The organism is Pseudomonas sp. 1L-E-NC-VB-C3, assembly GCF_057291535.1.
Genome location: NZ_JBXAWD010000005.1, coordinates 299896 through 324514 on the forward strand (window position 1 = coordinate 299896; position 24619 = coordinate 324514).

A 24619-nucleotide genomic window follows, 5' to 3' on the forward strand; every position below is an offset into this window, starting at 1 on the left:
GCTTGAGTTCTACTTAATAAGTGGGAGCGTGATACAGGTCGTAGGTCTGGCGGATCATCAACGCGGCGCTGAAACGTTCGCGGACAATGCTCCGGCCTTCGTTGCCGAGGTCGAGCAGGCGCGGCTTCTGGATGATCGTCAAAACGTCGGCCAGCGCCTGGTGATCGCCGGAGGGGAAGACGTAGCCGGACACTTCATTGGTGACCAGTTCCGGCAGTGAAGTGCAGTTGCTGGCAATCACCGGCAGCCCCATGGCCATGCCTTCCAGCGGCACCATGGCAAAGCCTTCCCAGCGACTCGGCACGATCAGCGCATCGGCTTTCTGATACAGCGCCTGCACTTCACTCGGGGTCACCCACGGCAGATACTCGACAGAATCCATCGGCGGGCACTCGACCGAATCTTCGTTGACCGCACTGCCGACCACGGTGAGTTTCAGGTCGTTGCGGTTGACCTTGGCGTAGGCCTTGAGCAGCACGTCGAAGCCTTTCTGGTAATCCAGGCGCCCGACGAACAGCAGATGAATCGGCTCGGCGCCAGCGGTTTTTGGCGCGTCATCCTTGTGATGAATGCCGTTGTAGATCAGCTTCATGCGCTTGCGCTCGATACCGAAACGCGCGGCTTTATCCAGCTCGTACTGGCTGACGCAGATGATCACGTCGGTGACTTTCTGCAGCACGCGCTCGATCCACGCATAGACCTTCTGCTTGGTCGGCGAGCTTTCCATCAGGAACGAAAACGCATGCGGGCAGTAGACGATTTTCGGCTTGCGCCATGGTCGCAACAGCACACACACCACACGGCCGATCACCCCGGAAAAGGTGCTGTGCAAATGCACGACGTCGGGTTTTTCCTTGAGCAGCACCTGGCTCAGACGCCAGGCGAAACGCAGCAGCGACGGCACGTTGCGGCCACTACGTGGAAAGGTGCGCACCTGCTGCGGGGCGATGCCGTGCAGCTCCTTGGCCTGATCCTCGGGCACCAGATAGACCAGTTGATAATTCGCTGCGTCGTCTTCTGGGGATGTCGAGATCGTGCGGATCACCGTCGCCACGCCACCTTTGATCGTCTCTGCCACGTGCAGTATTTTTTTCACAACTCACCCACTTCAAACAGGAAAGAACAATCGGCAACCATCAGGATTTGTCGGACGCGTATTCGTAGTTGTAATAGCCGGTGCCGCCGTAATAGCTGGCCGCACGTTTCTCGACGCCGTTGAACACCGCGCCTTTCAACTCGATGCCGTTCTGGGCGAAGCGGCGAATGGTCAGTTCGATCTCTTTGGCCGGGTTCACCCCGAAGCGGGTGACGATCAGGCTGATGCCGGCCTCGCGACCGACGATGGCGGCATCAGTCACTGCCAGCAGTGGCGGCGTGTCGATGATCACCAGGTCGTAGCGCTCGCTCAGTTGCGCCAGCAGTTCGCGGAAATTGGCGTGCATCAGCAGCTCGGAAGGATTGGGCGGCACCTGCCCCCGGCTGATGAAATGCAGGTTGTCGACTTCGACTTTGTTGATCGCCTGCTCAAGGGTGCAGCGCTTGACCAGCAGGTCGGACAAACCATTGCTGATCGGCGTGTTGAGGGTTTTGTGCAGGTGCCCTTTGCGCATGTCGGCATCGATCAGCACCACGCGCTGGCCGCTCAGGGCCATGACCGCCGCAAGGTTGGACGAGACGAAGGTCTTGCCGACCTGCGGGCTCGGCCCGGAAATCATGATGCGGTTGTTGGTCGAATCGAGCCCGGCAAAGTGCAGGCAGGTGCGCAGGCTGCGGATCGATTCGATCGACAGATCAGTCGGGTTGCGCAGCGCCAGCAGATACGCCGGCTTGTCGACGCCATCGCGGGCGCGGCCCTTTTTGTTGTCCTCTTCCTCCTGCAAGGCGCTGTAGGGAATCGACGCGTAAACCGGCAGGCCCAACTGCTCGATGCCTTCCGGGCCTTCAAGGCCACGGCTGAGGGATTTGCGCAGCAGCACCAGCGCCACGCCGACAAACGCGCCGAGCAATGTCGCGATCAGCACGATCAGTGGTTTCTTCGGTTTGATCGGATTGGTCAGGTCGACATCGGCGGTGTCGATCAGGCGCACGTTGCCGACGGCCCCGGCGCGGACGATGTCCAGTTCTTGGGATTTGTTCAGCAACTGCGTGTAGATCTGCGAAGCCACCTCGACGTCACGGGTCAGGTTGAGCAATTCCTGCTGGGTGGCCGGCAAGTCCTGAACCTTGCCTTCGAGGGATTTCTGCTGCTGGGTCAATTCGCCGATCTGCGTCATCAAGGCGCGATAGGCCGGGTGCTGTTTGGTGAACTTGCGATCGAGCTCGGCCTGCTGCATTTTCAGCTCGGAGATGCGCGTTTCCAGCGCCACCGACTGGCCCAGCACCGACTGGGTTTCCAGCGAGATGTTTACGGTCTTGCCGTGGGTCTGGTAGGCATTCAAGGCGTCGCTGGCCTTGGCCAGATCACGCTTGACCTGGGGCAACTGGCTTTGCAGAAACGCGAGGCTCTGCGCGGCTTCCGCCGAAGTGCGCCGTACGTTCTGTTCGACGTAGAGCGAGGCGATCTTGTTGAGAATCTTCACCGCCTCGGCCGCGTCCGAGCTGGCCAGCGCCAGACGAATGATCCCCGACTCTTTGCCTTGTTCGGAGATATCCAGCGCGTCCTGATAGCCCTGAATGGTCACAATCCGAGGATTGCGCACCACCTGAAAGCGCGTGCCGGGGTTGGCCGAAAAGTGCGCGATCTGCCCTTCCACGCCATCGTTGGCAAACGCTTCGCCGGCCACGCCTTCGGCGAGCAGATTGTCGTTTTCATCGAACAGCTGAAAACGCTGCTGCTCGCCGGCGATCAGGGTGAGTTTCTTGCCGAGCAGGTCTTTCGGCAATTGCAGCCGAGTGAATTCCAGACGTTCGCCGCCCCAGGCATAACTGTTCAAACCGAAACGCGGCGGCGCGACGCTGGTCTCGCTGTCTCCGCGATAACGCCGCGAAAGAAAGCCGCCGATTAACGGGAACGTGTTGGGCGTGACGTCGATATCCAGGCGCAGGTCGTCAACGGTTTTGCCGATCACCGCGCGGGATTTGATGATGCCGATTTCGGTCACCGACGGCGATTGCCCACCGAGCATGCTGTTGAGGTCGGAGAAACCGAGCATGTCGTTCTTTTTCGGTTCGACCTGCACCAGCGCGTTCGCCAGGTACACCGGCGTCGCCAGAACCGCATAGGCGACGCCGGTGACCATGAAGGCGCCCGTCAGCGCGCCGATCAGCCACTTCTGGTCGATCAGGCTGCCGAAGATGCCGAGCAGATCAATACTGTCTTGATCTTTGTCGCGGGTGCCGATTACGGACGGTAACTGCATAAGTCTGTTCTTACCATTTACTGTTCTGAAGAAGATTCATCAATGCCCGAGGCGCTTCGCCCATGAACTAACAGCATCTTCAATCAATGCGTGGGCATGAATAAACGCGGCTTTGCCTTGACGATACGGATCATGTATTTCGCGCTCGCTCTGCCATTTACCGAGCAGAAACACTTTGCCTCGGGCGTGCGAGGCAATCTTCAGCACTTGATTGACGTGGGTCTTTTCCATGACCAGGATCAGGTCCGAGTCATTGACGATGTCCGAAGTCAGTTGCCGCGCCTTGAAGGCCTCGGCGCAATGCCCGTGTTCTTCGAGAACCTGCCGCGCCGAGGCCTCCACGCCCTCGCCGACGCGGGCGGACAGGCCGGCGGAAGACACGGTGATGGCGGACTGGCCCAGCGCGTTGCGCAGCAGCAGTTCGGCCGTCGGACTTCGGCATATATTGCCCACGCAGACAACGAGGATCTTTTTGAACAAGTCTTGCTTTCCTGTGTAATATCAAACAGCCAACATGTCGCGAAAGTTAATGAACCCTCACGACTTTCCTGCACTCAGAAATAGCTTCGCCCTGTTAGTACAGGAACATTAAGTACCACAGCGTTTTAAGCCGCCCCAACCACAATTAGCGGACTAAAAATAACTGTGATTTTCAGTTGCTGTTTTCCTGACAAAAAATAACATTCGCGCACTTAGTGCCATCACCGTTATCGGAAATTGAGTAACGGGATAAATATTCGTAGTTGTCATTCTCTTCAGGAGAGCAGACATGAAAACAGCACAGCGCAATAAACTCGCCGCCCTCGCCCTGATGGCGCTCGGTGCCGCCAGCCAGGTTCACGCCAGTGAGCTGTTCCCCAACCTTCCAGCTAAAACCATCGGCGTGCAGGTGAAAATCCAGAGCTTTACCGCCGCCGATGCCGCGCAGATCAAGGCAGCAGGCTTCAGCTTTGTACGCTTCGGTGTGTGGAGCGACAGCCTCACCGCCAAGACTTATCAGAAACAGGTCAGCGACGCCTTCGCCGCCGCCGCTTCCGCCGGCCTGCCGGTGCTGCTGACGGTGCGCGCGATCAAGGCACTGCCGGCCACTTCGCCCGAGGAACTGAACGCCGCCGGCGGTAAGTTCGCCAACACCGTGACCGGGCTGGAAAAATCCTGGAGCTCGCAATTGGTGGCGATCGAAATATGGAACGAACCGGACCTGGAAACCTATTGGCCGACGCGCAATTTCGACACCACCTTCGTGCCGTTCATGGCTGGCATGTGCAAGGCCTTCGAAGCTCAGCCGCAGACGACGCCACGGGTCGGTTTCGGCTTCGCCCGGCCGCCAAGCGCAAGCTCGGCTTCGACGGTGGCGCTGAAAAGTATCGTCAGCGAGTACCCCAAATGCTTGAACGCCGTGTCCTACCACCCTTACGGCATGACCGCCACGCAGATCAGCAACGCGCAGACCTTCATCCAGCAGAGCTTCAATCTGCCGGGGGTCATCAGTGAATGGGGGGTTTCGGCCCTCGCCTCCAACGGCGGTCCTGAGGGGCAAGCGACCAAGATCAACGCGTTTATTACCGACGTGAAACGCCTCAATATTCCCCTGACCTCTATCTATGAATGGCGGAACAGTGATTCCGGCAGCAACGATCGCGAGAAGAACTTCGGCTTTCTCACCTCTGACGGCCAGCCAAAACCGGCACGCTTGTCGGTAGAAGGTCTGTTGAACGCTGAGTAAACCTTGGGCAACCGGTCTGTTCACAGGTCGGTTGCTTTGAACCTGTGGGCTGTTTTGGCATCGTATTCAGCGACACCGCGCCCCGCCTTTCAAACAATCGTTTTCAGGTTGTTGCCGCAGGGGCCATCGATCCACCAATGCACCCTTGAGTGCCCGTCAGCGCTCGGGTAATGTCTTCAGACCCATAGGATAGAGCACGCCCATGACTTCCAAGCTGGAACAACTCAAACAGTTCACCACCGTGGTTGCCGACACCGGCGACTTCGAAGCGATCGCCCGAGTCAAACCGACCGATGCCACCACCAACCCTTCCCTGCTGCTCAAGGCTTCGGCGATTCACGGTTACGCCGAACTGCTGAACGATTGCGTTCGCGACTGCAAGGGCGATGTCGGCCTGGCCAGCGACCGTTTCGGCGTCGCAGTGGGCAAGGAAATTCTCAACGTGGTTCCGGGCCGCATCTCCACCGAAGTGGATGCGCGCCTGTCCTTCGACCAGGATGCGATCCTCAAGCGTGCGCATCGCCTGATCGAGCTGTACGACAAGGCCGGCGTCGGCCGCGACCGCGTGCTGATCAAGATCGCCTCGACCTGGGAAGGCATCCGCGCCGCCGAGATCCTCGAGAAGGAAGGCATCCAGACCAACCTGACGCTGCTGTTCTCCTTCGCCCAGGCCGCCGCCTGCGCCGACGCCGGGGTGTTCCTGATTTCGCCGTTCGTGGGCCGTATCTACGACTGGTACAAGAAGGCCAACGGCAACGACTACACCGGCGCTGATGATCCGGGCGTGCAGTCGGTGACGCGCATCTACAACTACTACAAGGCCAACGACTACAAGACCGTGGTCATGGGCGCGAGCTTCCGTAACATCAACCAGATCGAGCAACTGGCTGGCTGCGATCGCCTGACCATCAGCCCGGAACTGCTGGAGAAGCTGGCCGCCGATACCGGCAAGCTGGAACGCAAACTGGCACCGGGCAATGCCGGTGAAGCGCGTCTGAGCCTCAACGAAGCGCAATTCCGCTGGTTGTCCAACGAAGACGCGATGGCCACCGAGAAACTGGCTGAAGGCATCCGTCAGTTCGCCCGCGACCAGGAGAAGCTGGAAGCGTTGCTGCAGGCCAAGCTGTGATTTGAGTCTGTAGAACGCAAAAAGGGCGAACCTGTGAGGGTTCGCCCTTTTTCATTTGCCTGCACTGATAAATGTATCGACCGACCCGACGCCATCGCGGGCAAGCCCGCTCCCACAGGGTATGTGGAGAACCTAAGTTTGAGGTTTCACGCGATCATTGTGGGAGCGGGCTTGCCCGCGATGAGGCCAGCCCAGACACCATCAATTCATGAGGTCAGTGTCTTTCCAGGGCATTGACCAGATCATGAAACGCTTCACGATTGGAATCGTTCAGGCCCATGAGAATCTTGTGCGCTTCCAGCACCTTGATTCGCACCACTTCTTCGGACTGGTCCTGATCCGGCAGGTCGTCCAGGCACTCCGGGCACGGCACCGGGTGGTTGACGATGTTGAACACCTGCTCGAAGCCCATCGACTGCAAAAGCCGAGTGATGTCTTCGTGGGTGGTGACAACCGTCGGCAACAGGCCGACCTTCTGCCGCGACAGGATCGACAGTTTGGCCAGCAGGCCAAGGGTGGTGCTGTCGATGCTGCGGGTTTCGGTCAAATCGATCACGATCGCGTTGAAATTCAGCGCGGTGAAGATTTTCTCAATAGTCGCATCCAACGCCGAACACAGGGTCAGGCGAACTTCACCGACGAACTTCAGGACAAAGGTGCCGTCCTGCTCGGCGAACTGGATTCTACCGGTACTCATTAAAGATTCCTGCTCAACACCAACAGGGCGATATCATCCGGCATCTCCCCTAGCGTGGCCAAACCAAACACTTGCCGCAGACCATCCAGGCTGCCGCCCGCCGACTTCACCCGTTCGGGCAAAGCAGCCTCTTTTTCTTTGAGCGTTGCTTCCGGCAAAAGGTCCAGAATGCCATCAGACATCAGCGTCAGGCTGAACGTCGGCGGCAGCTCAAGCACGTGGTCTTCGTAGGTGGCTTCGTTGAAAAGCCCCACCGGCAGACCACGGCCTTCGAGATAACGAACACTGTCAGGCGTGTACAACACAGGCAAAGGCAGATGGCCGCCGATGCTATAGGTCAACAAACCGGTCTCCTCGTCGATGACTCCACCGACCATTGTGACGTGTTTACCCAGCTTACAACTGATCAGCCCCCGGTTGATATGACCGAGCACTTCCGAAGGTTTGAACTCCGGCAAGGTACCGCTGCGTTTCGATTCGAAGAGCAAACGCGTGGTCATGAACTTCAACAGCACGGTGACGAAGGCTGATGACGCACCATGCCCGGAAACATCCGCCAGATAAAACGCGACCCGGCGCTCGTCAACGCGGAAATAGTCGACAAAATCACCCGACAGGTACAGCGACGGGATGATTTGGTGGGCAAAGTTGAATTCGTCGATGCTCCACGGGCTTTCCGGCAGCATGTTCATCTGCACCTGGCGACCGGCGTTCTGGTCTTCCTGGAGCAGGTTCAGGCTGGCTTCAAGCTCGCGGTTGGCCTTTTCCAGCTTCTCGCTGTAGCGCTGGTTTTCCAGCAGCAGCCGCGCACGATCCAGGGCCCGGCGCACGGAATGCTCGAGCACAGCCAGATCTTCGAGAGGCTTGATCAGGTAATCCGCCGCACCAAGGCGCAGGGCCTCGACCGCGTCGTTCATCACCCCGGCACCCGAGACCACGATCACCGGCGTCTCCGGTGAGCGCTCGGTGACCTGACGGATCAGTTCGAGACCGCCCATCTGCGGCATGCGCAGATCGCAGATGACCAGATCGGGCTCGTCTTGCTCGAATACCTGAAGACCCTGTTGACCGTTGCCGGCCTGCAGGACGCTGAAACCACTGTCTTCCAGATAGGCCGCGAGGCTCGCGCGCACTACCTCGTCATCATCGATTATCAGCAGCGTGGCACTGGTTTTTGGCATGTGGGCAAACGGCGCCAGAATTAGGTTGGCGTAGTGAGCGGGGCAACGGCCCTGCGCAGACTACTGGATTCGCTTTCTAGCCTCTCTGTTGCAGCGCTTTCAAGCATTCGCCTGGCGCGCGGTTTTAAACAGAGGTGCCCTTCTAAGGCGCAGACGGTACTCCCATCCGCAGAGCGTTTCAAGCATGCGCCGATTGTCGCTTGACGACTTTGTTTGTCAAATCACCGGGAGTTATAAGAACCGCTCCAACGGTAACCCGATGGAAGGTAGCGGCAGTCGCAGGTGACGCTCTGGCGCGGACAAAAAAGGCGACCCGAGGGCCGCCTTTTTCATCACCGGTCGAAATCAGAAATCGTCTTCGACCTGACCGTCCTTCACCTTGAACTCGCGGTTCTGCAGGTAAGCGTTGCGGATGAAGGTGTATTTGTCGCCGCTGATCAGCTTCTCGCTCGACAGCAGGCTGGCGCGGGTGTCGACGATGTTCAGGCCGAAGATCGAGTTGCGCGTCGGCACGTGGTCGATGTAGCGGTACGCGCCGGTGAAGCTGTCGACGTATTTCGACGGTGCGTCACGCAGGGTGCTCGGCCCCATCAGCGGCAGCATCACGTACGGGCCGCTGCCCACGCCCCAGTAACCGAGGGTCTGACCGAAGTCTTCGTCGCTGCGGTTCAAGCCCATCTTGGTGCCGACGTCGAAGAAGCCGAGCAGACCGAAGGTGGTGTTGAAAATCAGTCGGGCGGTATCAACGCCCGCTGCAGCCGGTTTGGCCTGGAGGATGTTGTTGGCCAGGTTGGTCACGTCGCCGACGTTGCGGAACATGTTGTGAATGCCGTCTTCAACGAACTGCGGGGTGATGAACTCATAACCCTGGGCCAATGGCTTCAGCGCGTAGGTGTCAACGAAGTCGTTGAACTGGAAAATCGGCCGGTTGACGCTTTCCCAAGGGTCTTCTTCGGTGGCCGCCTGGGTGGCGAACGGCGCCAGCAACAGGCTGGCACATACACTTAGCTGAGTGAGCGAAGGGCTCCAGCGCATAGAAAAACTCCTTGGATTTGATACTGGCGCGGACCTCTCGGCCCAAGCATTAAGGCCGCTAGTATAAGCGTAAACGGCGATTTGGGCAGTGCGCCGCTGCAAGGATATGCAGGAAGTTTCCTACGCAGGCTTTCACCCGCCTGTCATGCAACTGTCACCCGCGCGCCCTAGTCTTGAGCGTTATTTCAGGGACGTTGCCATGACTCACGCCGAAACCTTGCCCGTCGCCGCGCCCGGCCTGACTGCCGTGCTGTTCGGCCTGAGCGGTTGCCTGGTGGATTTCGGTGCCCGCGCCGCGCAAGAGCTCAACGCCCAGCCGGAACATGCCAAAACTACACCGGGCGCACTCGATAGCCTGAAAAGTTTGCAGCGCCAGGGAATTCCCTGCGCGTGGCTCGACGAATTGCCCCCTGCCCTCGCTCAGCCACTGGCCGCGTCGCTGCCGGACTGGATCAAACCGACGCAACATTCAGCAACAATGAATCCGTGGCCCGCCCCCAACGCCTGCTGGCAAGCGTTGATGAGTTTGAACATCGACCGCCTCGACGGCTGCGTGCTGGTCAGTGGTGAGCCGCGCCTGTTACAGGCCGGTCTGAATGCCGGGTTATGGACGATTGGCCTGGCGTCCTGCGGCTCGCTGTGCGGCCTGAGCCCGAGCGAGTGGCAGGTTCTGTCGCAAAAGGAACGCGAAAAGTTGCGCGGCAAGGCAACCGTGCAGTTGTTCGGCTTGGGCGTGCATTCGGTAATCGATCATCTCGGCGAACTGGACGCCTGCCTCGCCGACATCAGCTTGCGCCGCGCCAAAGGCGAAAAGCCCTGACCGGCGTCATGCAGGTTTACCGAGAGTGGATTAATCTAAAGGTCAGCCATAGACCTTTGGCGCGCGGCTGCGGTCAATGCCAGTGCCTATTGATAAAAGGAAACCACCATGCCCGCCCGACGAGAACTGCAGGATCAGCTCAACACCTTGCGTGATCAATTGGAGCAGAACCCGCCTCTGTCCGAGTCTGAACGTGAAAACTTACACCGGTTGATGGCGCAGATCGAAGCAGAAATTCAATTGGAAAATCAGCTACAGGACAACAACCTGGTGGACGGGGTGAACCTTGCCGTGGAGCGCTTCGAAGTCGAACACCCGGCGATCGCCGGCACCCTGCGCAACATCGTCAACGCGCTGGGCAGCATGGGCATCTGACGCCCCGCCGCACAAAAAAGCCCTGCCAGCGATGGCAGGGCTTTTTCATTTGCAAAATGTGCATGCAAGCCCTTGAGGGAGCGAGCCTGCTCGCGAAGGCGTCGTGTCAGTCGACATCATCGTTTAATGACACACCGCATTCGCGAGCAGACTCGCTTCCACATTGGATGTCGCACATTCAGGATCTTTATTGACGTACGAGCCGATGATTCGGCAGTTGTACGCTTTCGGTACTGCGATACGGATTGATATCCAGCCCACCCCGGCGAACGTAACGTGCAAACACGGTGAGCTTTTCAGGTTTCAACAACCGCTGCAGATCGAGGAAAATCCGCTCAACGCATTGTTCATGGAAGTCCGAATGCTGGCGGAAGCTGACGATGTACTCCAGCAGGCTGGCGTGATCCAGCGCCGCGCCGCGATATTCCACCACGACGCTGCCCCAGTCCGGCTGGCTGGTCACCGGGCAGTTGGATTTGAGCAGGTGGCTGTGCACGCTCTCCTCGACCACGCGCGAATTGTCGCAACGCAGCAGCTCCGGACGCGGATGCTCATAGTTGCTCACGCTGATATCCAGATCGTCGATGCACACGCCCGGCAACGCCACCACGCCTTCGGCTTCGACGTCCTTCAGACTGCGAACCCGAACGCCCACAGGTTTGCCGGCAGCGGCGGACAGATCCTTGACCAGCGTCGCTTGCAATATGGCAACGTCGGCGAACGGCGTCTGGTTCAGCGAGTTGAGGTAGAGCTTGAACGACTTCGATTCGATGATGTTCGGCGAGTCCGCCGGGATGCTGAATTCAGCGATCGCCACCACCGGTTTGCCCGAGGGCAGCAGCCACGACAGCTCGAAGCAGTTCCAGAAATCCACGCCTTTATACGGCAGGGTTTCGGCGGTCAGGCCCAGCTCGGCCCATTTCGCGGTGCGCGGAATCGGGAACAACAGGGACGGCGTGTACGTGGCGATGTATTCGCTGGATTTGCCCAGCGGCGAATGTTCGGCTGCGGGATGCATGGCGGAAACCTGACTGAAGAATCAGCGGATTCTACCAGCCTTTGCCCGCGCCTTTGAGTGCTTACTGACTGACTGTCAGTTTGCCGACCATGCCCGCCTGATAATGCCCGGGGATATTGCAGGCAAACTCGAGCGCCGTGGCCTTGCTGAAGGTCCAGGTCAACTCGGCGGTTTTACCGGGCTCGACCAGCACGCTGTTGGGGTCGTCATGCTGCATGCCGTGGCCCATCGCCGCGTGATTCATGCCCGCCATGTCGTGGGACATTTCTTTCATGCCGGTAGGCGTAAGCATGCCGCTTTGCTGCATCTGCAACATTTCCTGCTGGTGACTGGCATGCATCGCCGCATCACCGAGGTTGAATTCATGCAGCAACTGGCCTTTATTCACCAGTACAAAGCGAACCGTCTCACCGGCCTTGACCTGTATGGCTTTCGGGTCGAAGTTCATGTCGCCCATGACGATTTCGATAGTCCGCGTGGCCTGGCTCGCCGCTGCCGGCTGGCCGAAGGCGAAGGTGTGCGCGGGTGCCGCCCAGGCTGGCGAACTCAATGCCAGCAGACAGGTGGCTATTTTCAGCGAGGTGCGCAAAAACATGGTCGTACTCCAACAAGAGAAGGTTCAGCCTGTGGGAAACTCTAACCACCCAGGGCTGGCATCGACCTGACAGGCAGATTACAACTTTGTCAGCTTGGCGCTTATCGCCGGATCTCACGGTATAACGCCCTCGCCCTTCCAAATACCAACCCCGCCCGAGTCGCCCATGAAACTGTTGATCGTCGAAGACCAAGCGAAAACCGGCCAATACCTGCGTCAGGGCCTGACCGAGGCCGGATTCAATACCGAGCTGGTGGCCGATGGCATCAGCGGCCAGCAATTGGCCTTGAGCGGCGACTACGCGCTGTTGATCCTCGATGTGATGCTGCCCGGGCGCAGTGGCTGGCAGATTCTGCAAGCGGTGCGCAGCGCTGGCCTCGAAACGCCGGTACTTTTTCTCACCGCCAAAGACGCCGTGGAGGACAGGGTTCACGGCCTCGAACTGGGCGCCGACGATTATCTGGTCAAGCCATTCGCCTTTTCCGAGCTGCTCGCGCGGGTGCGCAGCCTGTTGCGGCGCGGCAGCGCAATCGCCCAGGAAACCAGCCTGCAACTGGCCGATCTGCGCCTGGATCTGATCCGCCGCCGGGTCGAACGCAGCGGCCAGCGCATCGACCTGACCGCCAAGGAATTCGCCCTGCTGGAAATGCTCCTGCGCCGTCAGGGTGAAGTCCTGCCCAAATCGCTGATCGCCTCGCAGGTTTGGGACATGAATTTCGACAGCGACACCAACGTCATCGAAGTGGCGATCCGCCGCTTGCGCCTGAAGATCGACGATGACTTCCCCAACAAGTTGATCCATACCGTGCGCGGCATGGGTTATGTGCTCGAAGAGCGTTCGCTGTGATGCGTCGTTGGTCCTTGAGCACGCGCCTGGCACTGTTGTTTGCCGCCTGCACTGCGGTGGTCTCGCTGTTCGCCGGGGTGCTGTTCGACCGCGCCAGCGAGGCGCACTTCATCGAACTTGACCAGCAACAACTGGAGACGAAGCTGATCGGCCTGCGCCGCGCCTTGCAGGATCTGCAGCCTGCTCAACGCGAAGCGCGGCTGGCCGATGAACTCAGCCGTCAGGCGGATCTGTCGTTGCGCATCACCAGCGGCGATGGCCAGCACTGGTATGACAGCTCGGTGCAGATTCCGAAGAATCTGCCGCTGCAAACCGGCCTGTCGACCATCAGCCATGACGGCACCGATTACCGCGTGCTGCGCGCCCCGCTCTACCCAGACACAGCGGATTCGCCGCAACTGACGCTGCTGCTGGACATCACCCATCACCAGCATTTTCTTACGCGCATGCAGCACCTGATCTGGCTGACCGTCGGCCTGTCGGCGCTGGCTACTGCCCTGCTCGGGGCTTGGGCGGCGCGCAGCGGTCTGCGCCCGTTGCGGCGGATGAGCGCGGTGGCCCGTGGGATTTCTGCGCAATCGCTGAATGCCCGACTGCCTGAAGAGAAGATGCCACCAGAGCTTGCAGAAATGGCCTACAGCTTCAACGCCATGCTCGCACGCCTCGACGACTCGTTTCAGCGCCTCTCGGCGTTCTCCGCCGACATCGCCCATGAACTGCGCACACCGTTGTCGAATCTGCTGACCCACACCCAGGTCACCCTCACCCGCCCTCGGGCACTGGAGGATTACCGCGAAGCGCTGCACAGCAACCTCGAAGAACTGCAACGGATGGCGCAACTGGTCAACGACATGCTCTACCTGGCCAAGGCTGACCACGGCTTGCTGATGCCCAAGCGCGAACCACTGGAGCTGGCGGATGAGGCCGACATGCTGCTGGAGTTTTTTGCGCCATTGGCGGAAGACGCTGGCGTGAGCTTGAGCCGTGAAGGTGAGGCGCAAATCGAAGGTGATCGCGGCATGTTGCGCCGAGCCTTGTCGAATCTGCTGGATAACGCGCTGCGGTTTACCTCGGCCGAGGGTTATGTGCGCTTGAGCATCGTCGACGAGGGGGAAACCGTGCGCGTCTGCGTCGAGAACAGTGGCGAGGGTATTTCCGCGCAATTACTGCCACGTCTGTTCGACCGCTTCTATCGAGCGGATCCGGCGCGGCAGGAAGGCAGCAGTGAGCATGCGGGGTTGGGGCTGGCGATTACTCAGTCGATCGTGCGTGCTCATGGCGGGCAGATTCGTTGTGAATCTGAAGCGGGTTGGACGCGGTTTGTGATCGAGTTGCCTCGGACCTGATCGTTCCCACGCTCTGCGTGGGAATGCAGCCCGGGACGCTCCGCGTCCCTTCAAGAGCCGAACGCAGAGCGTCCGTTGAGGCATTCCCACGCAGAGCGTGGGAACGAGCATGGAGTCGCTTACGAATATCTCAGCGCATGCGCCGGCTCAATCTTCGCCGCCCGCCACGCCGGATACACCGTCGCCAGGAAGCTCAGGATGAAACCCGCCGAGCAGATCAACAGCACATCCCCACCCTGCAGTTCCGAGGGCAGGTTGCTGACGAAATACACATCCGAACTGAAGATGTGCTGCCCGGTCACACGCTCGACCCAGCCGACCAATTCACTGACGTTAAGCGCGGCGATAACGCCCAGCACGCCGCCAATGATGGTGCCGACAATACCGATCACCGTGCCCTGCACCATGAAGATCGCCATGATCTGCCGGGGCGTGGCACCGATCGTGCGAAGGATCGCGATGTCGGCGCCCTTGTCGTTCACCACCATGATCAGCGTCGCAATGATGTTGAACGCCGCCACCGCGACGATCATCAGCAACAGCAGGCCGATCATGGTTTTTTCCATCTTCATCGCGCTGAACAGGCTGCCCTGGGTGTGAGTCCAGTCGTCAGCCTTGAAGTCAGCACCGAGGCCACCGGCAATGTCCGCAGACACCTTCGGCGCGGCGTACAGATCCTTGACCGCCAGACGCACGCTCTGCACCTGATTCGGTTGCCAGTGCTGCATGGTCGCGGCGTCGGCGACGTGAATCAGGCCCATCGAGCCGTCCAGCTCGGCGCCGACCTTGAACACGCCAACCACATTCAGGCGCTGCATGCGCGGGGTGATACCGCCCGGTGCTGTACTGACTTCCGGAACGATCAAGGTGATCTTGTCGCCGACATTGAGGCGGAAACGCCGCGCGGTGATTTCACCGATCACCACACCGAACTCACCCGGCTTCAAGGCATCCAGACGACCCTGGACGATGTGCTGGGCAACGATCGACACCTTGCCTTCCTGGGCCGGATCAACGCCGCTGATCTGAATCGGCTGCATCGAACCCTTGTAGGACAGCATGCCTTCCATCTCGGTGAACGGCACGGCGGCAGTCACTTCGGGATTTTTCATCGCAGCGGCAGCGACTGGCTGCCAGTCATCGATCGGCTTGACGCCAACGATGGTCGCATGGGGCACCATGCCGAGGATGCGCGAGCTCATTTCGCGCTGAAAGCCGTTCATCACCGACAGCACCACGATCATCGCCAGCACGCCGAGGGCGAGGCCGATCATCGAGGTCATCGAAATGAACGAAACAAAGCGATTGCGGCGCTTGGCGCGGGTATAGCGCGTGCCGATAAAGATCGATAACGGTCTGAACATTCGCTGGGGCACCGTGTAGAAATAAAAGACCCGGCACCGTTACGGGCGCCGGGTTTCAGCCAGTCAGATGGGGGTCAGGCAACCTTCCTGCAACTGCAGGACGCGGTCCATCTGGCGAGCCAGGTTCATGTCGTGCGTCACCACCAGGAACGCCGTGCGCATCGAAGTGCTCAGCTCCAGCATCAGATCCTGAATGCCTTCGGCGGTATGCAGGTCGAGGTTGCCGGTTGGCTCATCGAGCATCACCAGCCCCGGGTTGTTCACCAGTGCACGGGCAATGGCCACGCGCTGACGTTCGCCGCCGGACAGCTCGGCCGGTTTGTGTTCCAGACGATGGCCCAGACCGACGCGCTCCAGCAATGCCGTGGCACGCTGGCGCGCCTCCGGGATGGCGGTCTTGCCGATCAGCAGCGGCATGCAGACGTTTTCCAGCGCGGTGAATTCCGGCAGCAGGTGGTGAAACTGGTAAACGAAACCAAGCGCGCGATTGCGCAGCAGGCCCCGCTTCTTCTCGCTCAACGCCGACAGTTCTTCACCGTCGAGCCAGACGCTGCCCTTGCTCGGCGTATCGAGGCCGCCGAGCAGGTTGAGCAAGGTACTTTTGCCGGAACCGGATTTACCCACGATCGCCACACGCTCGCCCGGGTGCAACTCCAGTTGCAGGCCGGCCAGCACTTGTACCGACTCAGGACCCTCCTCGTAGGATTTGCCCAGGTTACGGCAGCTCAGAATTGCTTGTTCACTCATGCCCGACTCACTCATAACGTAACGCCTCCGCCGGCTGGGTGCGCGCGGCACGCCAGGCGGGATACAGGGTGGCGAGGAAACTCAGGACCAACGCAGCGGCGCAGACCATGACGACGTCCTGGCTCTGGACCTGCGAAGGAAGATAATCAATGAAATACACGTCAGCATTAAGGAACTTGTGGCCGATCAGCCCTTCAAGCGCCGAAATGGCCGCACTGACATTCAGCGCCGCGAGAATCCCGACCACCGCGCCAATGGCCGTGCCGACCACGCCGATCACCGTGCCCTGAACCATGAACGTGCGCATGATCGTGCCCGGTGTCGCGCCGAGGGTACGCAGAATGGCGATGTCGCCCTTCTTGTCGTTCACCACCATCACCAGCGTGGAAATGATGTTGAACGCGGCGACGGCGACGATCAGCAGCAACAGCAGCCCGATCATGGCTTTTTCCATGCGGATCGCCTGATACAGGTTGCCGTGGGTGCGGGTCCAGTCGCGGGCGTAGTAACGATCTTCGCCGAGCTGCTGGGCGATGTTCCACGCCTCACGCGGTGCCTGGAACAGGTCGTCGAACTTCAGCCGCAGGCCCTGCACCTGATCGGCTTTCCAGCGGTGCATTTTCGCCAGATCCTGCAGATTGGTCACGCCGAGGTAGCCGTCGAGCTCACCGGCGCCGACATGGAAAATCCCGACCACGGTGAAGCGCTTCATGCGCGGGAACATCCCGGCCGGGGTCACGCTGACCTCAGGTGCAACGAAAGTGACCTTGTCGCCGATGCCAACGCCAAGCTTGGTCGCAGCCTTGTCGCCGATGACGATGCCGAAGCTGCCCGGTGTCAGGTCGTCGAGTTTGCCCTGCTTCATGAAGTTGTCGATGATCGACACATTGCGCTCGAGCGCAGGATCAATGGCATTGAGCAACACTTTGGAAACCTGACCGTTATTGGTCAGCAGGCCCTGCATCTGGGTGAACGGCGCCACCGCCGTCACCTGCCGGTTCTGCTTGACCTTGTCGGCCAGGCTCTGCCAGTCATTGATCGGCTCGCCGGTCTCGAGAGTGGCGTGGGGCACCATGCCCAGCACGCGGGTGCGCATCTCATGGTCGAAGCCGTTCATCACCGACAGCACAACGATCATCACGACCACGCCAAGGGCGAGCCCGATCATCGAAGTCAGGGAAATGAATGACACAAAATGATTGCGACGCTTTGCACGGGTATAACGCGTGCCGATAAATACGAAGAGAGGTCTGAACATGTCGGGGCTTGTTCGGAGGGAAAAGGAACGTCCTTGTGGCGGGGGTCGAAAACCAGCTTTACACTCAGACCACCGCCGCTACCATGGGTTCGCCATGTCGACATTAGATGAAGAAGATCGCCGCGAATACTACCGTATCGAGGACACGATCGCACTGGAAATTCGGCCCCTGTCCGCTCCCGAAGCCGCAGGCCAGGAAGTGTTGCAGGATGCTTCCCCACTGTTCAACCTGCTCAGCGAACTGCACCTGAGCGAATTCGAGTCGCAGCACCTGTTGCGGCAGATCAGCGAGCGCGACCGCGCCATCGCGGCCTTCCTCAAATCGCAGAACAAACGCATCGACCTGCTCAGCCAGGTAATCGCCCTGACGGTGCTCGGACACATCGGCGAGCCGCAGCCGGTGATCATCTCCGAGGGCGGGATCGACTTTCAGTACCCGACCCCGATTGCCACCGGCGCGCACCTGTCGGTGAAACTGGTGCTGATGCCGCAGGCGCTTGGCCTGCTGCTGCGCGCCCGGGTCACCCATTGCGATCCCAAGGGCGATGGCTATGACGTCGGCACCGAGTTCGAGCGCCCGACCGATGCCCAGCGCCAGTTGCTCGCGCGCTACATCTTGCAGAAGCAGGCTCAGGAACGCCGTCTGGCCCGCGAACAGAACGAATCTGGCATTTAACTTAAGGAAGCACCGTGACCCTCATCTACGGCCACCGCGGCGCCAAGGGCGAAGCACCGGAAAACACCCTGAGCAGCTTTCAGGAATGCCTCAAGCACGGCGTGCGCCGCTGCGAACTGGATCTGCACCTGTCCAAGGACGGCGAGCTGATGGTCATCCATGACCCGACGCTCAAGCGCACCACCGACCGTCGCGGCAAAGTCGTCGAGCACACCGCCGCCGAACTGGTGACCTACGACGCACGCAAGGGCGGCCCGGGCTGGATCAAGCCGTGCCCGATTCCGACGCTGGAAGAGTTGTTCGAGAAATGTGATTTCGAGCACTGGCAGCTGGAAGTCAAAAGCGCTTCACGCACCCGCGCGGCGACTACCGTGCTGGCGATTCGGGAAATGGCTCAACGGCATGGCCTGCTCGACAAGGTGACGATCACCTCGAGTTCACGGGAAGTCTTGAAGGCAGCGCTGGACCTGGTACCGGACGTATCCCGTGGCCTGGTGGCCGAATACGCCTGGCTCGATCCGTTGAAGGTGGCGGCCAGCTACAGTTGCGAAATTCTCGCGTTGAACTGGACGCTGTGTACGCCGGAACGCCTGCAAAAGGCGCAGCGTCAGGGCCTGCATGTGTCGGTGTGGACCGTCAACGAGCCTGCACTGATGCGCAGACTCGCCGACTTCGGCGTTGACAGCCTGATTACAGACTTTCCCGGTTTGGCCACTGCCACCCTTGAGAATTGCTGAAATCGGTCTCCCCGGCCGGCTCAGGCCACCGGCCGGAGCCCGTCAAAAAAGCCGGTTGAGGCCGTCGTACGCCGCGACCCGATAGGCTTCGGCCATGGTCGGGTAGTTGAACGTGGTGTTGACGAAATACTTCAGGGTGTTCAGCTCGCCCGGCTGATTCATGATCGCCTGACCGATGTGAACGATCTCCGACGCCTGATAACCGAAGCAATGCACGCCGAGCACTTCCAGCGTCTCGCGGTGGAAGAGGATCTTCAGCATGCCTTGCGGCTCACCGGCAATCTGCGCCCGCGCCATGCTCTTGAAGAAGGCCTTGCCGACTTCGTACGGCACTTTGGCCTGGGTCAGCTCCTGCTCGTTCTTGCCGATCGAGCTGATCTCCGGAATGGTGTAGATGCCGGTCGGCACGTCATTGACGAAGCGCCAGCTGCCATTGTCGACGATGCTGCCAGCGGCCGAACGACCCTGGTCGTGGGCGGCGCTGGCCAGGCTTGGCCAGCCGATCACGTCACCGGCGCCGTAGATGTTCTCCACGCAGGTGCGGTAGTTCTGGTCGACTTCGATCTGGCCACGGCTGTTGACCTTGACCCCGATGTTTTCCAGACCCAGCGTGTCGGTGTTGCCGGTACGGCCGTTGCACCAGAGCAAGGCGTCGGCCTTGATCTTCTTGCCGGATTTCAGGTGCAGGATCACGCCGTTGTCCACGCCTTCGACGCGGTCGTACTCTTCGTTGTGACGCACGGTGATGTTGTTGTTGCTGAAGTGGTAGCTCAGCGCCTGGGAAATTTCCGAGTCAAGGAAGCTCAGCAACTGGCCACGGTTGTCGACCAGTTCGACCAGCACACCCAGACCACTGAAGATCGACGCGTATTCGCAGCCGATTACCCCAGCGCCGTAAACGATCAGTTTGCGCGGGGTGTGACCGAGGCTGAGGATGGTGTCGCTATCGTAGATACGCGGGTGGTGGAAATCGATGTCCGCCGGGCGATACGGGCGCGAACCGGTGGCGATGATGATGTGCTTGGCCACCAGCTTCTCGACCACGCCGTTGCCGCAAACCACTTCGATGGTCTGCTCGTCGGCGAAGCTGCCGGTACCGAAGAACACGTCGACGCGGTTACGGGCGTAGTAGCCGGTGCGCGATGCGACTTGTTTGGAAATGACTTTTTCGGCGCTTTTCAACACGTCCGGGAAGGAAAACCAGCGTGGCTCGCCGATCGCGCGGAACATCGGGTTGGTGTTGAACTGCATGATCTGCCGCACCGAGTGACGCAGTGCCTTGGACGGGATGGTGCCGAGGTGGGTGCAGTTGCCGCCGACCTGACGACGGCTGTCGACCATCGCGACCTTGCGCCCCGCTTTGGCGGCGTTCATTGCCGCGCCTTCTCCCGCCGGGCCGGAACCCAGTACCACCACGTCGTAGTTGTAGACAGCCATGCGTACTCCTCAGAACAGGCCGCGGTGCCAGCAGCACCGGCGGCTAAATCACGCCGAACGGCGGCGCGAAGGAACAATTGGGGGCCAGTGAAGAACCCGGACACAGTCTATAGAAGCGTCAACGCCGCGCACATTAACCCTTGGTCGCGTCGTAGGCTACTTTTGCCTGCACTACAACGCCAGCTTTCGTCTTGTCTCCGGTCAGTTTTTTTCACCGACAAGCTGCGTAAATGCCTGACTGCTGCGGGTGACGAAACCTGTATCGGCACGCAAGACAAAGAATGCAGCAATGTCATGCTTTTGGGCATAGTCCCGTGCCCTTTCCGGCCCGAGAATCAGCAACAGCGTCGATAGTCCATCGGCCATCAACGCTGAAGGATGAATCACCGTGACTGACGCCAGATCATGTAGGACCGGCCTTCCGATGCGTGCATCGAAGGTGTGGGAATAACGCCGACCGTCCTGCAGAAAATAATGGCGGTAGTCACCGGAGGTGGACACGCCGTAGCCATCGACATCAATAATCCGCTCGGCCACTTGCTGGTCATCGCGAGGCTCTTCGAGAGCGATGCGCCACGCTGAACCATCCGGCTTCTTGCCCCGGGCCTTGAGTTCGCCCGTGGCTTCGACCAGGTAATTGTCGATGCCCATGCCCTGCAATCTGGCGGCGATGGTATCCACGGCATAACCGGCGGCAATGCTGTTGAAGTCGACTTCGACGGCGGTGTCCTTGCACAACCGCTCGCCATCGATGCGCAGGTGCTGATGGCCGACCCGCTGCATGACCTCGGCCACAGCGGCCGCATCAGGGATCTTTTCTTCGCGTCCTTGCGGGCCGAATCCCCAGAGGTCCAGCAGCGGTTCCACGGTCAGGTCGTAGGAGCCTTCGCTTTGCATTGAAAGCTGTTCGCCGATGCGGACCAATTCGAGCACCGCTGTCGGCATGGCTTGGCAGCTATCGGCGGGCAAGGCGTTGAAACGCTCGATGACGGAGTCACTGCGGTAAGTCGACAGCTGTTGATCGACTTCACCGAGGATGGCCTGCACTTTGCTGCGCACCTGCGCAGGATCGGCGACCCCGGGGTGGCGCACGTACTTGACCGACCAAGTGCTGCCCATGGTCGAGCCACCGACCTGTTCCAGGGAATCGCCGTTGCCGCAGCCGCCGATTGCCACCGCCAACACCACAAGCCCCAACCAGCGTCCAGTTAACAATTCTTCATCTCCCCGCAAAACCACGGCGGCCATTATGAACTACAAGCGCCCGCTCGCTTCCCCATGGCTGCAACGCCTTTATACAAAATTGAACAGTGAGTACCTCCCATGTCCTCCACCACGGGCAAAGGCAAAGCGATCTTTCGCGTTGTCAGCGGCAACTTCCTCGAAATGTTCGACTTCATGGTCTACGGCTTCTATGCCACGGCCATCGCCAAAACCTTCTTCCCCACCGACAGCGCGTTCGCTTCGCTGATGCTGTCGCTGGCGACCTTCGGCGCCGGCTTCCTGATGCGTCCGCTGGGGGCGATTTTCCTCGGTGCCTATATCGACCGTCACGGACGGCGCAAAGGGCTGATCATCACTTTGGCGATGATGGCCGCCGGTACAGTGCTGATTGCCTGCGTACCCGGCTACGCGACGCTCGGTGTCGCCGCGCCGCTGCTGGTGTTGTTCGGCCGTTTGCTGCAAGGCTTCTCGGCGGGCGTGGAACTGGGCGGCGTGTCGGTGTATCTGGCGGAAATTTCGACGCCGGGGCGTAAAGGCTTTTTCGTCAGTTGGCAGTCCGCCAGCCAACAGGCAGCCGTGGTGTTCGCCGGTCTGCTCGGCGTTGGCCTCAACCACTGGCTGAGCCCTGAGCAGATGGGCGAATGGGGCTGGCGCGTACCGTTTCTGATTGGCTGCATGATCGTGCCGGTGATTTTTTTCATCCGACGCTCGCTGGAAGAAACCCCGGAGTTCCAGGCGCGCACCCACCGCCCTACCCTCGGCGAAATCGTCCGCTCGATCGGGCAGAACTTCGGCATCGTCATTGCCGGCATGGCGCTGGTGGTGATGACCACGGTGTCGTTTTACCTGATCACCGCTTACACCCCGACGTTCGGCAAGGCCGAACTGCACCTGTCTGATCTCGATGCGCTGCTGGTGACGGTGTGCATCGGCTTGTCGAACTTCTTCTGGCTACCGGTGATGGGCGCGGTATCCGACAAGATCGGGAGAAAACCCTTACTGCTGACGGCAACGATTCTGGCAATCCTGACGGCCTATCCGGCGCTGTCGTGGCTGGTGGCGAATCCGAGCTTCAGCCATTTGCTGATTGTCGAATTGTGGCTGTCGTTTCTGTACGGCTCGTACAACGGCGCAATGGTGGTGGCGCTGACCGAGATCATGCCGGTGGAAGTGCGCACGACCGGGTTTTCCCTGGCTTACAGTTTGGCAACGGCGACGTTCGGCGGATTTACTCCGGCAGCGTGCACCTATCTGATTCATGTGCTGGACAACAAGGCAGCACCGGGCATCTGGCTCAGTGGCGCGGCGGTGTTAGGCTTGATTGCGACACTGGTGCTGTTCCGTGGCAACCGGCATGAGTTGCGCACCGCGCAGGCCTCGGTAGCCAGCGGCGCCTGACAGAATGCTTTCGCGAGCAGGCCGGCAAGGACGCCGAAGATCCAACAGGCCCACAAACAAAAACGCCCCGACAAAATGCCGGGGCGTTTTCATTCAAGCCTGAGACTTAGCGCGGGAACGCTGGCGGATTCACATCAGCCATGTCTTCCATCACACGAACTACCTGGCAGCTGTAGCCGAACTCGTTGTCGTACCAGACGTACAGAACGACGCGGTTGTCCTGCACGATGGTCGCTTCAGCGTCGACCACACCGGCGTGACGCGAGCCGACGAAGTCGGTCGACACCACTTCCTGCGAATTGACGAAGTCGATCTGCTTGTGCAGCTCGGAGTGCAGCGCCATGTAGCGCAGGTACTCGTTCATCTCTTCGCGGGTGGCGGCTTTCTCAAGGTTGAGGTTGAGAATGGCCATCGACACGTTTGGCGTCGGAACACGAATCGCGTTACCGGTCAGCTTGCCGGCCAGCTCAGGCAGCGCCTTGGCAGCAGCGGTAGCGGCGCCGGTCTCGGTGATCACCATGTTCAGCGCGGCGCTGCGGCCACGGCGATCGCCCTTGTGGAAGTTGTCGATCAGGTTCTGGTCGTTGGTGTACGAATGAACGGTTTCGACGTGACCGTTGATGATGCCGAACTTGTCGTTGACCGCTTTGAGCACCGGCACGATGGCGTTGGTGGTGCAGGAAGCAGCCGAGACGATCTTGTCGTCAGCGGTGATTTCACCGTGGTTGATGCCGTGAACGATGTTCTTCAGCTTGCCCTTGCCAGGCGCGGTCAGAACAACGCGATCGATACCCGGGCACTGCAAGTGCTGGCCCAGGCCATCGGCGTCACGCCATACACCGGTGTTGTCCACCAGCAGCGCGTCTTTGATGCCGTACTGGGTGTAATCCACCTCGGTCGGGTTCTTCGCGTAGATCACCTGGATCAGGTTACCGTTGGCGGTGATGGTGTTGTTTTCTTCGTCGATGGTAATGGTGCCGTTGAACGAACCGTGTACCGAATCGCGACGCAGCAGGCTGGCGCGTTTGGTCAGGTCGTTTTCGGCGCCTTTGCGCACGACGATGGCGCGCAGACGCAGGCCGTCGCCACCACCGGTTTTCTCGATCAGGATGCGCGCCAGCAGACGGCCGATACGACCGAAGCCGTAAAGAACAACGTCGGTACCTTTGCGGGCCGAGGCGTTCTGCTGGCCAACCACGTCAGCCATCTCTTCACGCACGAACTGCTCGGCGCTGCGACCGTTGCCTTCGTTACGGAATTTGAACGCCAGCTTGCCCAGATCCACCGACGCCGCGCCGAGCTTGAGCTCGCTCATGGCCTTGAGCAGTGGGAATGTTTCGTGGACGGAGAGTTCGCTGTCGTCGGAAGAACGGTGGCGAGCAAAGCGGTGAGCTTTGAGAATCGCGATGACAGACTGGTTGATCAGGCTGCGGCCATAGATCGAGCTAACCACGTTGTTATTGCGGTAGAGCTGACCGATAAGCGGAATCATCGCTTCTGCGAGTGCTTCACGGTCGATCCATTCACCAAGACACTGGTCGGGCTTCTGAGTCACGGTAACCTTCCACATGTAGGGGCAGAAAAAAGGGGCTACATTATGCCGCCGACAAGCCCTTTCAGCAATGCGCGCTTGTCGCGCAATCGGTAACA

Annotated in this window: 23 protein-coding genes; 9 read left to right on the plus strand and 14 right to left on the minus strand. The window is 59.9% G+C overall.

Annotated features, from left to right (window positions below):
- Positions 1-13: 13 nt before the first annotated feature.
- The 3 genes from AC0Z5Z_RS11325 to AC0Z5Z_RS11335 are packed head-to-tail and all read right to left on the minus strand — an operon-like array spanning position 14 to position 3839.
- The gene (locus AC0Z5Z_RS11325) at positions 14-1096 is read right to left on the minus strand and encodes a glycosyltransferase (protein ID WP_252868001.1); all 1083 of its coding nucleotides are present in this window, start codon (positions 1094-1096) and stop codon (positions 14-16) included.
- Positions 1097-1136: 40 nt separating this feature from the next.
- Positions 1137-3359, minus strand: coding sequence for a polysaccharide biosynthesis tyrosine autokinase (locus AC0Z5Z_RS11330; protein WP_252882403.1), 2223 nt, complete (start codon positions 3357-3359; stop codon positions 1137-1139).
- A 39-nt stretch (positions 3360-3398) separates the two neighbouring features.
- Positions 3399-3839, minus strand: a complete 441-nt coding sequence (locus AC0Z5Z_RS11335; protein WP_041477312.1) for a low molecular weight protein-tyrosine-phosphatase — start codon at positions 3837-3839, stop codon at positions 3399-3401.
- Between the two features lie 289 nt (positions 3840-4128).
- Between AC0Z5Z_RS11335 and AC0Z5Z_RS11340 the strand changes: the two genes are divergently transcribed.
- Positions 4129-5085: a glycosyl hydrolase family 5 gene (locus AC0Z5Z_RS11340; protein WP_485611094.1), complete on the plus strand. Its 957-nt coding sequence runs from the start codon at positions 4129-4131 to the stop codon at positions 5083-5085.
- A gap of 202 nt (positions 5086-5287) precedes the next feature.
- The gene (tal, locus tag AC0Z5Z_RS11345) at positions 5288-6214 is read left to right on the plus strand and encodes a transaldolase (RefSeq protein ID WP_016775468.1); all 927 of its coding nucleotides are present in this window, start codon (positions 5288-5290) and stop codon (positions 6212-6214) included.
- Between the two features lie 214 nt (positions 6215-6428).
- On the opposite strand, the gene rssC is transcribed toward tal, so the two are convergent.
- From rssC to AC0Z5Z_RS11360, 3 genes are all read right to left on the minus strand, one after another.
- Complete coding sequence (gene rssC, locus AC0Z5Z_RS11350) at positions 6429-6911, minus strand: anti-sigma factor antagonist RssC (protein ID WP_003226553.1); 483 nt, start codon at positions 6909-6911, stop codon at positions 6429-6431.
- Positions 6911-8092 carry a two-component system response regulator RssB gene (gene rssB, locus AC0Z5Z_RS11355; protein ID WP_041477317.1) on the minus strand — a complete coding sequence of 394 codons (1182 nt, stop codon included), beginning with the start codon at positions 8090-8092 and terminating at the stop codon, positions 6911-6913. The genes rssC and rssB overlap by 1 nt, the downstream gene beginning before the upstream one ends.
- Positions 8093-8437: 345 nt before the next feature.
- Positions 8438-9127, minus strand: a complete 690-nt coding sequence (locus AC0Z5Z_RS11360; RefSeq protein ID WP_016775470.1) for an MlaA family lipoprotein — start codon at positions 9125-9127, stop codon at positions 8438-8440.
- Between the two features lie 199 nt (positions 9128-9326).
- Between AC0Z5Z_RS11360 and pcrP the strand changes: the two genes are divergently transcribed.
- Together pcrP and AC0Z5Z_RS11370 are read left to right on the plus strand one after the other, a co-directional pair.
- Entirely contained in the window at positions 9327-9947 is a 621-nt protein-coding gene (gene pcrP, locus AC0Z5Z_RS11365; protein WP_041477319.1) for an HAD superfamily inactivated hydrolase PcrP, read from the plus strand.
- 108 nt (positions 9948-10055) lie between these two features.
- Positions 10056-10322, plus strand: a complete 267-nt coding sequence (locus AC0Z5Z_RS11370; protein ID WP_056791483.1) for a DUF4404 family protein — start codon at positions 10056-10058, stop codon at positions 10320-10322.
- A 187-nt stretch (positions 10323-10509) separates the two neighbouring features.
- Here AC0Z5Z_RS11370 and queF read toward each other — a convergent pair whose 3' ends face one another.
- Positions 10510-11340 carry an NADPH-dependent 7-cyano-7-deazaguanine reductase QueF gene (queF, locus tag AC0Z5Z_RS11375; protein ID WP_095182378.1) on the minus strand — a complete coding sequence of 277 codons (831 nt, stop codon included), beginning with the start codon at positions 11338-11340 and terminating at the stop codon, positions 10510-10512.
- Positions 11341-11401: 61 nt separating this feature from the next.
- Complete coding sequence (copI, locus tag AC0Z5Z_RS11380) at positions 11402-11935, minus strand: copper-resistant cuproprotein CopI (protein ID WP_485611095.1); 534 nt, start codon at positions 11933-11935, stop codon at positions 11402-11404.
- 166 nt (positions 11936-12101) lie between these two features.
- On the opposite strand from copI, the gene AC0Z5Z_RS11385 reads away from it, so the two are divergent.
- A complete protein-coding gene (locus AC0Z5Z_RS11385) occupies positions 12102-12782 on the plus strand; it encodes a heavy metal response regulator transcription factor (protein WP_130903103.1) in 681 nt (226 codons plus the stop codon).
- Positions 12782-14128: a heavy metal sensor histidine kinase gene (locus tag AC0Z5Z_RS11390; protein WP_485611096.1), complete on the plus strand. Its 1347-nt coding sequence runs from the start codon at positions 12782-12784 to the stop codon at positions 14126-14128. The genes AC0Z5Z_RS11385 and AC0Z5Z_RS11390 overlap by 1 nt, the downstream gene beginning before the upstream one ends.
- Positions 14129-14247: 119 nt before the next feature.
- Here AC0Z5Z_RS11390 and AC0Z5Z_RS11395 read toward each other — a convergent pair whose 3' ends face one another.
- The 3 genes from AC0Z5Z_RS11395 to AC0Z5Z_RS11405 all read right to left on the minus strand — a co-directional run bounded on the left by AC0Z5Z_RS11395 (position 14248) and on the right by AC0Z5Z_RS11405 (position 17497).
- Positions 14248-15492: a lipoprotein-releasing ABC transporter permease subunit gene (locus AC0Z5Z_RS11395; RefSeq protein ID WP_024013627.1), complete on the minus strand. Its 1245-nt coding sequence runs from the start codon at positions 15490-15492 to the stop codon at positions 14248-14250.
- Between the two features lie 63 nt (positions 15493-15555).
- Positions 15556-16254: a lipoprotein-releasing ABC transporter ATP-binding protein LolD gene (gene lolD / locus AC0Z5Z_RS11400; RefSeq protein ID WP_024013628.1), complete on the minus strand. Its 699-nt coding sequence runs from the start codon at positions 16252-16254 to the stop codon at positions 15556-15558.
- Positions 16247-17497, minus strand: coding sequence for a lipoprotein-releasing ABC transporter permease subunit (locus AC0Z5Z_RS11405; RefSeq protein WP_024013629.1), 1251 nt, complete (start codon positions 17495-17497; stop codon positions 16247-16249). Before AC0Z5Z_RS11405 ends, lolD begins: the two co-directional genes overlap by 8 nt.
- Before the next feature lie 94 nt (positions 17498-17591).
- On the opposite strand from AC0Z5Z_RS11405, the gene AC0Z5Z_RS11410 reads away from it, so the two are divergent.
- Entirely contained in the window at positions 17592-18173 is a 582-nt protein-coding gene (locus tag AC0Z5Z_RS11410; protein WP_016775478.1) for a PilZ domain-containing protein, read from the plus strand.
- A 14-nt stretch (positions 18174-18187) separates the two neighbouring features.
- A complete protein-coding gene (locus tag AC0Z5Z_RS11415; protein WP_485611097.1) occupies positions 18188-18910 on the plus strand; it encodes a glycerophosphodiester phosphodiesterase in 723 nt (240 codons plus the stop codon).
- Between the two features lie 42 nt (positions 18911-18952).
- On the opposite strand, the gene sthA is transcribed toward AC0Z5Z_RS11415, so the two are convergent.
- Entirely contained in the window at positions 18953-20347 is a 1395-nt protein-coding gene (sthA, locus tag AC0Z5Z_RS11420; protein ID WP_016775479.1) for a Si-specific NAD(P)(+) transhydrogenase, read from the minus strand.
- 201 nt (positions 20348-20548) lie between these two features.
- Complete coding sequence (locus AC0Z5Z_RS11425) at positions 20549-21595, minus strand: FAD:protein FMN transferase (RefSeq protein WP_485611098.1); 1047 nt, start codon at positions 21593-21595, stop codon at positions 20549-20551.
- Positions 21596-21670: 75 nt separating this feature from the next.
- Here AC0Z5Z_RS11425 and tcuC point away from each other — a divergent pair, with 75 nt between their 5' ends.
- A complete protein-coding gene (gene tcuC, locus AC0Z5Z_RS11430; RefSeq protein ID WP_485611099.1) occupies positions 21671-22969 on the plus strand; it encodes a tricarballylate/proton symporter TcuC in 1299 nt (432 codons plus the stop codon).
- Between the two features lie 106 nt (positions 22970-23075).
- Here the strand turns inward: tcuC and AC0Z5Z_RS11435 are convergent, their stop codons facing one another.
- Positions 23076-24539: a glyceraldehyde-3-phosphate dehydrogenase gene (locus AC0Z5Z_RS11435; protein ID WP_236169416.1), complete on the minus strand. Its 1464-nt coding sequence runs from the start codon at positions 24537-24539 to the stop codon at positions 23076-23078.
- Positions 24540-24619 lie beyond the last annotated feature (80 nt).